This is a genomic window from Clostridium manihotivorum (assembly GCF_004015185.1).
Taxonomy (GTDB): Bacteria; Bacillota; Clostridia; order Clostridiales; family Clostridiaceae; genus Clostridium_AR; species Clostridium_AR manihotivorum.
Map to the genome: position 1 here is coordinate 2866108 of NZ_CP025746.1, position 13767 is coordinate 2879874.

At 31.0% G+C, this 13767-nt stretch carries 10 protein-coding genes, 1 tRNA gene, 2 pseudogenes and 1 riboswitch; of the genes and pseudogenes, 10 read left to right on the top strand and 3 right to left on the bottom strand.

Features of this window, described 5'->3' with window-relative positions:
• Positions 1–19 precede the first annotated feature (19 nt).
• On the top strand, positions 20–541 hold the full coding sequence (locus tag C1I91_RS12975) for a GNAT family N-acetyltransferase (protein ID WP_128213270.1): 522 nt from the start codon (positions 20–22) through the stop codon (positions 539–541).
• Positions 542–569: 28 nt separating this feature from the next.
• Here C1I91_RS12975 and C1I91_RS12980 read toward each other — a convergent pair whose 3' ends face one another.
• Positions 570–854 (bottom strand): DUF5316 family protein, encoded by a 285-nt coding sequence (locus C1I91_RS12980; RefSeq protein WP_128213271.1) that lies wholly within the window; start codon positions 852–854, stop codon positions 570–572.
• Positions 855–1094: 240 nt separating this feature from the next.
• Here C1I91_RS12980 and C1I91_RS12985 point away from each other — a divergent pair, with 240 nt between their 5' ends.
• Positions 1095–1688, top strand: coding sequence for a GNAT family N-acetyltransferase (locus C1I91_RS12985; RefSeq protein ID WP_128213272.1), 594 nt, complete (start codon positions 1095–1097; stop codon positions 1686–1688).
• 301 nt (positions 1689–1989) lie between these two features.
• Here C1I91_RS12985 and C1I91_RS12990 read toward each other — a convergent pair.
• Positions 1990–2065: transfer RNA gene (locus C1I91_RS12990), tRNA-Met, on the bottom strand.
• Positions 2066–2251: 186 nt separating this feature from the next.
• A riboswitch (M-box (ykoK) riboswitch) is annotated at positions 2252–2440 on the top strand.
• Between the two features lie 647 nt (positions 2441–3087).
• Between C1I91_RS12990 and C1I91_RS12995 the strand changes: the two genes are divergently transcribed.
• Together C1I91_RS12995 and C1I91_RS13000 are read left to right on the top strand one after the other, a co-directional pair.
• The gene (locus C1I91_RS12995; protein WP_128213273.1) at positions 3088–4344 is read left to right on the top strand and encodes a magnesium transporter; all 1257 of its coding nucleotides are present in this window, start codon (positions 3088–3090) and stop codon (positions 4342–4344) included.
• Positions 4341–4889 (top strand): annotated as a pseudogene (locus C1I91_RS13000) (Nramp family divalent metal transporter); the annotation flags it as partial. The gene C1I91_RS12995 and the pseudogene C1I91_RS13000, both read left to right, overlap by 4 nt.
• Positions 4890–5040: 151 nt before the next feature.
• Here the strand turns inward: C1I91_RS13000 and C1I91_RS13005 are convergent.
• Positions 5041–6177: an IS4 family transposase gene (locus C1I91_RS13005; protein ID WP_128213274.1), complete on the bottom strand. Its 1137-nt coding sequence runs from the start codon at positions 6175–6177 to the stop codon at positions 5041–5043.
• 156 nt (positions 6178–6333) lie between these two features.
• Between C1I91_RS13005 and C1I91_RS13010 the strand changes: the two are divergent.
• The 6 genes and pseudogenes from C1I91_RS13010 to cysS all read left to right on the top strand — a co-directional run.
• Positions 6334–7041: pseudogene (locus C1I91_RS13010) on the top strand (NRAMP family divalent metal transporter); the annotation flags it as partial.
• Positions 7042–7609: 568 nt separating this feature from the next.
• Positions 7610–8617: an ABC transporter ATP-binding protein gene (locus C1I91_RS13015; protein WP_128213275.1), complete on the top strand. Its 1008-nt coding sequence runs from the start codon at positions 7610–7612 to the stop codon at positions 8615–8617.
• Positions 8617–9435: an ABC transporter permease gene (locus C1I91_RS13020; RefSeq protein WP_128213276.1), complete on the top strand. Its 819-nt coding sequence runs from the start codon at positions 8617–8619 to the stop codon at positions 9433–9435. Before C1I91_RS13015 ends, C1I91_RS13020 begins: the two co-directional genes overlap by 1 nt.
• Before the next feature lie 58 nt (positions 9436–9493).
• Positions 9494–10228, top strand: coding sequence for an ABC transporter permease (locus C1I91_RS13025; RefSeq protein ID WP_128215986.1), 735 nt, complete (start codon positions 9494–9496; stop codon positions 10226–10228).
• Between the two features lie 177 nt (positions 10229–10405).
• On the top strand, positions 10406–11521 hold the full coding sequence (locus C1I91_RS13030) for a serine hydrolase domain-containing protein (RefSeq protein WP_128213277.1): 1116 nt from the start codon (positions 10406–10408) through the stop codon (positions 11519–11521).
• 610 nt (positions 11522–12131) lie between these two features.
• Positions 12132–13550: a cysteine--tRNA ligase gene (gene cysS / locus C1I91_RS13035; RefSeq protein ID WP_128213278.1), complete on the top strand. Its 1419-nt coding sequence runs from the start codon at positions 12132–12134 to the stop codon at positions 13548–13550.
• Positions 13551–13767: the final 217 nt, after the last annotated feature.

Sequence of the window (13767 nt, forward strand, 5' to 3'; positions counted from 1 at the left end):
ATGAAATGGAGAGGCGCTTATGACAGAAATTATTATTAAACTTCTAGAAAAATCTGATTTAGAAAGCCTTTACAAATTTGAAGTTAACAATAGGGAATATTTTAATAGATTAGGATTTCCAAGAGGTGAGGATTACTACAGAGCTGAGACCTTTAAATCAATAGTAGAAGAATTGATTGAAGAACAGGATAAGGGCTTAAATTACATGTACTTGATATATGATAAGAAGAAAGAGATTGTTGGAAGAGTAAATTTGGTATCAATTGTAAGAGGTAATCTAAACAAGGCAGAGATAGGATATAGGATTGGAGAGGAACATCAAGGTAAAGGATATGCAACTTTTGCTGTTAGGCTGTTGCTAGAAGAAGCGTTAAAGACGTATAGATTACACAGGATAGAAGCTGGTACATCACCGAAAAACATAGGTTCACAGGTAGTGCTTATTAAAAATGGTTTCCAATTTACTGGACGAAATAGTAATTTTATTTATCAAAATGGACAATGGATAGATAGCATAAATTTTGAGAAGGTATTAGATTAAAAAGATAATAACAATTAATCCATCTTTATTATCTAATAAATACATATAACATAAATAAAGATAAAAGGCTAGGGATTCCTAAGAATAATAAGGTGCTTACATGGTGAAGTCTAGTATCCCTATCCTCACTGCTCTCGTATCTAGTAGAGTGTAAATTGTCTTTATTAAATACTCCAGATATAATCATGGCTATAACTAAGCATCCTATAACAATTAACTTTGACCCATTTAGGAATATGTTAATGTTGTTCGATACCATGGAAATAAAAAGTAAAATCATTTCAACGAGACAGCCCATAAGAATTTTGTTCATTTGATCACCTTCAAATACAATTTTTTTATTTTATGAATTAAGTATAAAATAAAGTATAACACAACAAAGATATATTTGTAAGAATATACTAATTGTTTTATGCTTCTGTCCTGTTAAAGTACCGTGTTGGAATTAAGTGGTCAGTCATCCGATGCTTTGATGAGCTTGCGCAAAGAATTAATATGATTTTATCATAGTTCTTAAACATACTTTATATTTTAAAAGATTAAGGAGAAAACTATGATAGATAATGAATCAATTAGAAATATTGAGATGAATAACGATTGTTTTAATAACTTTCCAGAACTGGAATCAGAAAGATTGATATTTAGAAAGATAACTAAAACTGATGTGGAAGAAATATTTAAAATCTACAGCGATCCAGAAGTGGCTAAGTACGATTTTTTTAGACCGATAACGGATAAAGAAAGAGCCTTTGCCATAATAGAAGGGTATAACAATGGGTTCCTAGAAGAAGAGGAAATTACTTGGGGCGTTGCTAGGAAGAGTGACAATAAGATAATAGGTTATTGTTGTGTAGGGGATTTCGATGATGATGCAGCAAGAGGTGAGATAGGCTATGGTTTTAATAGAGATGAATGGAATAAAGGCTATGGGACGGAAGCTATAAAGACTATGGTGAAATTTTGTTTTTCAGAACTTAATCTTAACAGAGTAGAAGCAACTGTAACTTATGGCAACGATGCATCTGTAAGAGTATTAAAGAAAGCTGGATTTACTCAAGAAGGGATATTAAGAGAGAGAACTATGATAAAAGGTGAGCTAGTTGACGATGTTATTCTTGCTATGTTGAAGAAGGACTATACTGAGTAATTATCATATGATAAAGATTTATTTTGGGGCTAAGTATTGAAATAGTAAATCTGTTCAGAAGAATAGATATTACAGTTCTATAAACTTAATAAATACTAGAAATCATTTTAACTATTAAAGATACATTAATTGTTTTATATATTTTACCTTGAACTGGTATATACATAATTAAATTTTAAAGCTGTTATTCTGAAAGTAGAACCTAAAAGTCTAACTTAGAATAAGAGTTTTTATTATATACAAATATATACAGAGAAAAGGAAATAAAAAAACAGATATATTTATATATATCTGTTTTATATGGTTGCGGGGGCAGGACTTGAACCTACGACCTTCGGGTTATGAGCCCGACGAGCTGCCAACTGCTCCACCCCGCGATATTGTGTTGTGATTTATCTATGTACTTAATATACAGCAATAAAACACTAATGTCAAGGGAAAGTTTAATAAAAGATTTAATTTCACTAAAGTAGCTTAGAATATATATAAAATAAAATTTATTATGTGAAATAATGTGTTTACAAATCATAGTAAAAATAATATTATATATTAGGAAGTAAAATTAAATATCTCGTTAGGTGAGGTTCCTACAAAGATATACGCTACTGCCCAGAAATGTCGAGAGACGCCAATGGGTCAGCAGGTACTGCCGAATTAAGGTTTTACTTAATGTAGCTGACAACATTCATTTTATATGAATGCTTATTGCTCAAAGCTTTGTAGTGCTAAAACTCAACGGATGGAGAAAAGGTTGTTTTTTTGTTGAGCACATAAATCTCTTCATTCGTTGTAATGAAGAGATTTTTTTATTCTTTAGAAAATTATATTTTAGATATAGCTGTTGATGAGTATGTATAGATGGCTTAAATTTAGATATAGAAGAAAGAATAAAAAAAGAGAAATTATGTCGCCTGCCAGAATTTATTCACATACGTTCAGAAAAGGCAGATGCGCAAAAAAGATCACTGAAGAAGATCGCTTCAGAGACTTTTTCATTATTTAAGAATTAGGAGGTGGTTACTCGTGGAAGAGGGACCTACGGATAGTATAGTCAGTAGTAAAAACAAAATATCCACCGTTATTCTTACGGGTAACCGACCCTTTGAATAGCAGTGGCCTTTAGGAGGTTATTGTTATGACATATAAAGAGTTTATTCACGGCTTTGATGTTAATTATTTGACGACCCTTTCTAAAGTATTTCACGTTTCGCTTATGAAAATATAGGATCCATAAATTGAAGCATAGTTTATATATATTCAATGACTTAGTATAAATGGTTTTGGGTAATGTATAAATTGCTAGTTGAATTAGGAATCCTATTAGTTTCAAGAAATGTAAGAGTAATTTAAATGTATCTTGCATTACAGCGAGATGCTATAAATAGAAGGGGTGAAACAAATGGATAAAGCAACTAGTTTTTTCTTTAGTAAGATAATAAAGAAAGATATTTTTAATATATCAGGTGAATTAATTGGTAAGTTAACTGATTTTATAGTAGACTTCAACCATGAAAAGCCTACAGCTAAGTATGTGCAGATTAAGAACGGACCCAAATCCTACTATGTATCTTTAGATAAATTTGATATTTTTAAGGATAGCAAAGAAAGATACCATATCAAGTTAAACACTAGTAGTTTACTAATAGATTTACCTAGTAAAGATGTAATATTCTTGGCTAAAGATTTTTTAGATAAGCAAATAGTAGATATAAATGGCAAAAGAGTAGAAAGAGTAAATGACGTTAGACTAGGCAATATAAATGGAAAATGGCAGCTAATAGCCGTTGATATAGGAACCAGAGGGCTTCTAAGAAGACTTGGTGTTGAATATCCATTTATACTGCTAACAGGTGCTCTTAATATTCAGATGAGAAATAAGCTTATTATATGGGATAAGGTTCAGCCCTTGTCCACAGGACATAACAATTTACAGCTTTCCTCTCCAGCAAATAAAATAGAGACTCTACATGCTGCTGATATTGCTGATATAATTGAAGAACTGGACAATAAGAGCCGTCATATTTTATTTAATAGCCTTAACAATCAAAAAGCGGCAGAAGTTTTTGAAGAGATAGAAACAGATGTACAAGTCAACTTGATTAATTCTATGTCAGATCAAAAAGCTTCTGATATTTTAGAAATTATGCCTTCAGATGAAGTTGCCGATGTTCTTGAGGAAATGGAAGATTCTAGAGTAGAAAAGCTGTTAACTCAAATGGACAAGGAAAGTCAGGAAGAAATTAGAGAGCTTATGGAATACGAAAGAGATACCATAGGAAGTATAATGTCGAAGGAATTTATAACTTTTTTACCAGACCTCACTGTGGATGAAGTTTCAAATTGGATGAGAAGTAATGTTCCTGATGAAGAAGAGGCATATTATATTTATGTTACTAACAGCAAGAATAATCTTTTAGGAGTAATACCTTTATTAAATATTATTACTTCAGATAGAGATACAAAATTGTACAATATAATGACAACTCAACCAAAGAGTCTTAAGGATGAAGATACCATAGGTGAAGCAATAGAGGCAATGGAAAAGTATAGCTTTATCTCAATGCCTGTGGTTGATGAAAATAACGAGCTAGTTGGTACCATATCACTCAATGATAGTGTTAGAGAGTATATTCCAGCAAGGAGGGTGGCACTATGACAGAAACATCATCCAGCAGATTCAAAAAGATACTATTTATCATGACTATTATTGGACCAGGACTCATAACTGTAAATGCTGGTAATGATGCCGGTGGTATAGCAACCTATGCCTCAGTAGGGGCATCTTATGGATATAAGATGCTTTGGGGACTTCTTCTTATTACCTTTAGTTTAGCTGTAATTCAAGAGATGAATGCTAGAATGGCCATTGTTACTGGAAAAGGATTAGCGGATTTAATAAGAGAAAGATTTGGAGTGAAGCTTGCATTATTTGCAATGCTTACCTTATTTATAGCAAACTTTGGAGTTTGCATAGGTGACTTTGCAGGTATAGCAGCAAGTATGGAACTGTTTGGAGTAAGCAAATATATATCAGTTCCTATAATGGCTTTTCTAGTTTGGTTCCTTATTACAAAAGGATCTTACTCAAAGATAGAAAAACTATTTCTTGCTTTTACCTTTGTATTTTTCTCATATATAATAACTTGTTTTATAGTAAAGCCAGATTGGCATCAAGTTATGAAAGCGACGTTTACACCTACTTTCACTTTTGTTTAATCATTAAGTAATATTTCCATTGACTTTTTAAAAAAGGTCTTATTCGATAGTCAGGAATATAATTCCAGTAAAAACATACGTAGGCTCAGAATTTTTCAATGTAAATTTTAAAAAAAACTATATTTTAGTTTCATATTTAGGAGCTATTAAAAATATCAGACCATTTAAATTTGCTTGCTTCGTAAATTTCAAAGAAATTATTTTTTATAGCTCTCTTAATATTAATTAGTGAAATTTTTATTTCAACTAATTTCTCTATAATCTTAAATATAGCAAAAGTCATAATTCCAGTAATTATCTGAATCATTATTGCATTAAGTGAGCGACCTATAAAGGTTTTAAATTTTAGATTTTGCTTTATCCACTTGAAGAAAATTTCTATTTCCCAGCGTTTTTTATAAAGCCAGGCTATTTCTTCACTAAAGAGTTCATCAATGTTTGTTATGAATGTTAACTCTTTACCAGTTTTGTCTAAGATTTTTATAAGGCGATAAGTCTCTTTGGTCTGATAAGTGTATAGAGATCCTAACTTTACTACCTTGTCGCATAATATTTGAGTTCCTAAATCCAAAAGTCTGTTATCACTACGGCTTATCCTTAAGTCTTTGACTTCAGTTACTACTGCATTATCCTTTAATCTAGTTACAAAGTATTTTTCATCTCTTGTATATTGGTCAAATTTTTTATAATCACTATATGCTTTGTCAAATACATAGATACAGTGCTTCGTATCCATCAAGGAATCCATTGTAGTCTTGTCGTGTTCGACAGCATTTGTTACAACAAATGCATCCGGAAGCCCATTATTTAAATCAAACCTTGTATGAATTTTTACACCTGCTTTAGTAGATCTAAATAGTGCCCAGTGATAAAGATTTAAACTCATGCTTATGGTGGTTGAATCTATTAGCTTGACAGGTCCGAAACGTTTTAACGATTCGTTTACTGAGCCTATATTTACAGCTTTATTAATAAGTTCAGTTAAAATTGGTAAAAACACTTCAAAATTTCTTTTGTTATTGTGATGTGATAAGGTACCCAAACTAACACTTACGATGATTGTTTTCAATTTCTTAGACATACAAATACCAGAACTTAGATCCCTTAAATTATCTTTTTGGAGTATATGATAGTAAATCATTGATTTTAAATGTTCTTTTGTGAAAAACTTAGAAACTTTATTGTCAGTATTTAGTTTAAATACTGAATATTTCAGTGTATCCCAATTGATAAACTCTATAATTTTATCGAATAATTTGATATAATCAACCACGTAGCCAGTAACCTCCTTTGGGTTTATTGTTTTTTGGTGATTACATTAAATCAAAGGTTACTGGCTATTTCACGTCTAAATTTATGGTAATTAGACAACTTATAACCATATTAAAATTGTCAATGGAAAGTTTAATCAAAGATTAAACGGTAGTGACCTACTTTAAAGTTCGATAAAGCCTTCATACTAACTTTTATAGGGATGATAGGTACTACAATTACCCCATATATGCAGTTTTATCTTCAATCTTCAGTGGTTGATAAAGGACTTAAGCTGCAGGATTACAAATACGAAAAGCTAGATGTTTATCTGGGAGCAATATGGGGAGACTTGGTTTCCTTCTTCATAATAGTATGTACTGCTGTTACTTTATATAAAGCAGGAATTAAAATAGATAGTGCGGAGCAGGCTGCTACAGCCTTAAAGCCATTAGCTGGTAATTATGCATCAATACTTTTTGGAGCAGGACTGTTCGGAGCGTCTGTGCTTGCAACCATGATTATACCGCTATCAACCTCTTATGCTATATGTGAATCCTTTGGTTTTGAAAGTGGGTTAAACCATAAGTATAAGGAAGCACCAGCATTTTATGGAATTTTCACTTTTATGATAATATTTAGTTCTATCTTAGTATTAATTCCACATGTATCCTTAGTTTCTATAATGCTTGTAACTCAGCAGATAGCTGGTATACTTTGTCCAGTTATACTGATATTTATGGTGGTTCTTACTAACAATAAGGAGCTCATGGGTGAGCATGTTAACAATAAGGTTCAAAATATTATAATATGGATAACTGTGATTTTTATAGTTATTCTTTCCTTGGTGTTATTCCTATCACCTTTGATAAATTTAATATTATAGAAGGTAAAAAGATCTTCTGTGCTAAATTATTTTTAGTACAGAAGATTTTTTGTATTCTTTGAATCTTCTTAACAAGTTATGTTTTGTTTTATAGAATAATCATTGGAACCGCATGATTACTATATATTTATATAAATATATGAATATTTAAATTTTTAATTTTAATATAGTACGTTTATATAATTTATTAAACTCTAGTCATGATTTAATTTAGTACCTAGACAATAGATTTAGTAATTAACAACAAATTCATTTAGGAAAGTCGCAGAAAAGTAGGACTTATTTATATAAATGGTTACATATATTGACAACCATGTGAAAGCAAACTACAATGAAAAAGTAAAACAAGTAAGTTTGAAAAAGGTGAGCCTAAGAATAATTTAAAGGAATTTATTAAAAGAAGCTCACTGAAGAATAGTATTCTGCACTTTTATACTACTTTATGCAAGCGATTGCATAAAATGTGACAACTTATTTTAAACGGTATCATATAAGGAGTGGAAGATTTTACTTTTAAGGTAGCTTTTTAGCACTCTGAAGAAGAGTAAGGTTAATGGGGGGAGATAAATTGATAATTTTAGAGGATGTATGTAAAGAGTTTAAAACGGTAAAGAAGCAGGAGGGGCTTAAGGGAGCTTTCAAAGGGTTGTTTTCTAGAGATTATACCCTTAAGAAGGCTGTAGATAAAATGAGCTTCACCATAAGTAAAGGAGAAATTGTTGGATATATTGGAGCTAATGGTGCTGGTAAGTCTACTACTATAAAGATGATGACTGGTATACTTACACCTTCTAGTGGCAAGGTTACAGTAGATGGTATTGTTCCTTATGAAAATAGAACAGAAAATGCAAAGAACATAGGCGTTGTTTTTGGACAAAGAACTCAGCTGTGGTGGGATCTGGCGCTTAGAGAAACCTTTACTGTGTTAAAGGAGATTTATCAGGTATCAAATGAAGACTTTCAGTATAGAATGAAATTCTTAGATGAAGTGCTGGGCCTTAATGATTTTATGGCAACTCCAGTGAGAAGTCTTTCTTTAGGTCAAAGAATGAGAGCTGACCTTGCTGCCTCTCTGCTTCATAATCCGAAAATACTGTATTTGGATGAACCAACAATTGGTCTTGATGTTATGGTAAAAGAGAAGGTTAGGAAAGCTATAAAAGAGATAAATAAAGAGTTTGGTACCACTGTCATACTGACTACTCACGACTTAAATGATATAGAAGAACTGTGTAATAGGATAATAATTATAGATAATGGCAAGAAGATTTATGACGGAAGTATTGATGAAATAAAAAGTGCCTTTGGCTATATGAATAAGGTTGAGATAAAGATAAAGAGTGTTGAAGCTTTGAATAAGTTTAATATTAATCAATTATTAAATTCTTCTGAAGAGGATTTGTTTACTGAAGTAGTTGAAGATTCTGTAATAGTTAATTTTAATAAAAACAAAATTCCAGTATCTGATATAATTCAAGTTGTTATGAAGGAATGCGAAGTTCTTGATGTATCTATAAAGGAAACAAGCATTGAAGAAATAGTAAAGAAGATTTATAGGAATGAGGTGAATGTCTAATGAAACGTTTAATGAAAGTATACCTACCTTTCTTTAAGTGTTCACTTCAAAGATTTATAGCTTATAGAGTAAATGTTTTAATGTTCATACTAGGCAATATAATATCTACCTTTGTAATCTATTATCTATGGAAGGCTATATTCGCCAATTCAGGACAGAGCATTTTAAATGGTTTTACTGCTACAGAGATGGCTTTGTATGTGTTTATGAGCAAGATAACAGCAGGGCTTTTGGATAATAATGCAACATATCTAGTAGGTGGGGAAGTAAGAGATGGCTCCATAGCAATGACTTTGATTAAGCCTATAAATTTTATGGGAAGGGTACTTTTTCAAAGCTTTGGTGGCACAGCAGCTTTTATTATATTTGCCGCACTACCATTATGGATAATTTTGTTGATTGTAAGATTTGTAACCTTGGGAGAATTACCTCCTGATATAATTACTTTGGTACTATATATAGTAAGCTGCATTTTAGCCTACTTTGTATTATTTTTCTTCAATTATTGCATAGGGCTACTTGCTTTCTCTTTTACAAATCTATGGGGTATTTCTCAGATACAAGCAGCTGTTATTGAATTTTGCTCTGGAGCTTTAATACCATTAGTATTTTTTCCTAACTGGTTTCAGAATGTACTTAAGTTTGTTCCGTTTTCATCAATGAATTATACACCAATAATGATATATTTAGGAAAGATAAGAGGACATGAACTTATAAATAGTTTAATAGTACAATTGGTATGGATAGTTTTACTAGCGTTATTGAGCAATTTTATGTGGAATAGATCTATGAAGAGATTAACCATATTAGGAGGTTAATGCTGTGAGATATATAAAACTTTATAAAAGATTTTTAATTCAGTATCTAAAAGGGCTTATGGAATATAAGGTGGATTTTTTGTTTGGGCTAGTTGGATTTTTCTTAATTCAAGCGTCAGGGATAGCTTTTATCAATTTAGTGTTTAAAAATATACCAAGCTTAAATGGATGGAGTTATTATGATATATTGTTTATTTATGGTTTTTCTCAACTGCCAAGAGGGCTTGATCATCTAATCATGGATAACATATGGATTTTTGCTAGAGACATGGTTATCCAGGGAACCTTTGATAGGTATCTAGTGAGACCTATCAATCCATTTTTTCAAGTCATATCTGAAAGATTTCAACCAGATGCTTTTGGCGAAATCATTGTAGGATTAATAATTTTAGCAATTTCTATACCTAAGATAAATATTACTATTTCAATTTTTAATATAATTATTTTTATAATACTGATAATTGCTGGTTCCGTTATTTATACCTCAATAAAGTTGTTTTTTGCATCCTTTGCTTTTTGGATAAAGAATTCAATAAATCTTGTTTTTATGGTATACAACATAAGTACTTTTGCTAAATATCCAATTAGTATTTATCCTAAGGCAATAAGTGTGCTTGTTCAATTTATAGTGCCTTTTGCCTTTACAGCTTTTATACCAGCAGAATATATTTTAGGAAAAGTAAACTTTTTATATGGAGTATTAGGCACAGTGCTATGTGCTGCTATCGCATGGATTCTAGCTTATGGACTTTGGACGAAGGGGATAAAAAGCTACGAAAGTTCTGGAAGTTAAAAATGATATAGAAATATCTATTACCTATATTTTACTTATGAAATATTTTATAATAGATTTGTAATAAAGATAAACCACTTCAATCTTAGATTAGATATAGTAAGCTTGAAGTGGTTTATTTTCTAATTGAAAAGTTATATTAAATAGAATTGAATATTAAGTTATAGGAGAATAAAAATGGATGGTAGCTATAATATATTAAGCGAGATAGAAAACGATACTAAAGATAATGTTGCAATTGAAATAGAGGCTATTTGTCAAAGATACTTTGAGAAAGAAAACTTTTCAGGAGTAGTACTAGTAAAAAGAGAAAATAACATTCTTTTTACTGAAAGCTATGGCTTTGCGCATAGAGGTTTTGAGATTAAAAATAGTTTAGATACAATGTTTGATACTGCCTCCATAACTAAGCTCTTTACTACTGTAGCAATATTGCAATTAGTTGATAAGAAGCTTCTGAGTTTAGAAGATAAAATAGTTGATATAATCGATCTAACAGGAACAGAAATTCCGTGGGATGTGACCATATTTCATTTACTCACTCATACTTCAGGTATAGCAGATGATGCGGATGAAGAGGCTGGAGAAAAGTATGAGGATTTATTTATAAGTAAACCTAACTATTCAATAAGAAACTGCAGTGATTTTATCCCTCAATTCGCTTATAAAAAGCCCAATTTTAAAGCTGGCACTAATGTAAGATATAATAATTGCGCTTTTGTACTTCTTGGACTAGCTATAGAGAAATTAACTAATAAGAGCTATAGAGAGTATGTAAGTGAGAATATATTTAAGGTTTGCGGTATGAGAAACACAAGGTTTTCTTCCAGAGATGATGGTGACGAAAAGATAGCAGAAGGTTATTATTCTGTTGTTAATAAAGATAGTAATACTATTAGTTGGAAGAAAAACATTTATTCCTATCCACCCATTGGTACAGCGGATGGGGGAGCTTTTACTACGGCCTATGACTTAGATGTTTTTATGAGACAGTTGAAAGCAGGAAAGCTTTTATCATATAAGTTAACCAGTGAAATAATGAAATCTCAGGTTAATATAGAAAAAAACTGTGATGGTGGTAAGATTATAAATGGATATGGATTTCACTTTAAATACGATAAGAGAGAAAACTTAGTAAGTATGTTTAAAGAAGGTGCAAATGCTGGCGTTGCAGCTATGTTTGCATATTATCCATCTATAGATACCACAAGTATAGTATTAGCTAATCAAACTTGTAATGTTTGGAAGCTACATGGTGAGGTAGAAGAAATTCTTTTAAATATGAAAGTATAAATTTAGGCTATGCTAAAGGGCCCTGTTGAAATCATGTGGTCAGTAATCCGATACTTTAATGAGCTCAAGATAATTGCTCGATCATGTTGTATCTCACTAATTACAACTTCATTGCGACAATATTCTTAAACATAGTCTAAGTTTTATTACCAATTGGTACATCTATTCCTCTGAACTGATACTACTTCAATCCTTAGACTCAAAGTAAAGCTCTTGATGAATCTAAGAAGACTTATTTTGATAGATTTCATTTTGAAGTATGATATCTATATATCTTTAAAATAGTCATATCATTTTTCCATAATTAAGGATATAATATAAGTATATTAAATTGTAGGGGGAATCAATGATGTGTTGTTGCTGTTTATTTAATAAGTTTATATTAATAAAATAGTATGGCAACAGGTCTGCGTTTTGATATAACCTATATAAAGTTTTGAATATTATAAACTGTAGGCTTATTGTCTGCAGTTTTTATTTTTTTAGATATTATATTCAAAAGGATTGTTTAACATAATTGAAAAAATAAGCTAATGATAAAATTTAAGTCCTAAATTTATACGTCAACCACAGTAAATGAAGATAGAATCACAAAAAGGAGGAAGATTTGATGAAGTTTTATGTTTATAATAGTTTTACTCGGCAAAGAGAAGAGCTAGTACCACTAGAAAAAGGAAAGATAAAGATGTACACCTGTGGACCTACAGTATACAATTATGCTCATATAGGAAATTTGAGGGCTTATGTTTTTGAAGATGTTCTCAAAAAGTCATTACAGTATGTGGGATTTGAAGTTAAACATGTAATGAATATAACTGATGTGGGACACTTAGAATCAGATTCTGATACTGGGGAGGATAAAATGGCCTTAGGTGCCTTTAGAGAAAAGAAGACAGTATGGGAGATTGCAAGATTCTATGAAGAGGCCTTTCTAAAGGACTGCAGTTTGCTTAATATAGCTTTACCTTCTGTGGTGTGCAGAGCTACAGAGCATATTGAAGATATGATCAAATTTATTCAGAAGCTAGAAGCAAAAGGCTTTACTTATATAGCTAATGGAAATGTATATTTTTCAATAGATAAGTATCCTGATTATGCTAAGCTTGCTAATCTTAGTATGGAAGAGCTAGAAGCAGGCAGTAGAGTTGAGATAGATCCATTTAAAAAGAATCCACTAGATTTTGTTTTATGGTTTACAAATTCCAAGTTTTCTAATCAAATAATGCAGTGGGAATCTCCTTGGGGAAAAGGATTCCCTGGCTGGCATATAGAGTGTTCCGCTATGTCAATGAAGTATTTGGGAGAAAGAATAGATATTCATTGTGGAGGAATAGATCATATCCCTGTACATCATACCAATGAGATAGCTCAGTCAGAAAGTGCTACAGGCAAGAAGTGGGTAAATTACTGGATACATTGTGAGTTTTTAGTGAATGATAGTGGTAAGATGTCAAAATCAAGTGGCGATTTTATAACCATATCTAGACTGGAAGAGAAGGGGTTTAGCCCATTAGATTATAGATATTTCTGTCTGCAATCAAGATATAGAAAGCAACTGTTATTTAGCTTGGACAGTCTTAAAGATTCGAAACAAGCTCTTAATAAGTTGAGAAACAAGATTAGACACATAATTGAAGCTGGATCTAAGGATGAAATTATAAATGAAAATAAGGTGAAAAAATACCAACAGAGATTCGCTGCACAAATATGTGATGATTTGAATACACCAAATGCCTTTACAGTATTGCATGAGGTAATAAAAAGTGAAGAATTAAATCATGAAGAAAAAATATATTTAATTGAAGACTTTGATAAAGTATTTTCTTTAAATCTCACTAAGAATGAAGATAGTAAGGAATCCAGTTTAATTGATGAAAGTTATGTTAATCAGTTAATAGTGGAAAGAAATGAAGCTAGGAAACAAAAAGACTGGACTAAAGCTGATGAAATAAGAAATATTCTTATAGGTATCAATGTAGAACTAATTGACTCAAAGGAAGGAACTAGCTGGAGAACTATAAATTCTTAACAATATTAGAAGTAAGGTATGCTAAAGGGTATTATTTAAATTAACAGGTTATAAAAGAGATGCTATTACACAAATTTTATTTGTAATAGCATCTTTCATCATATTGATTAAAGTTTAAGGTTTAATCATAATTAGAAATACTTACATTAACTTAAATATACAATCTGTATACGCCAATCAATAATATTTCTATTATATCTAGAAGAAATATTATTAT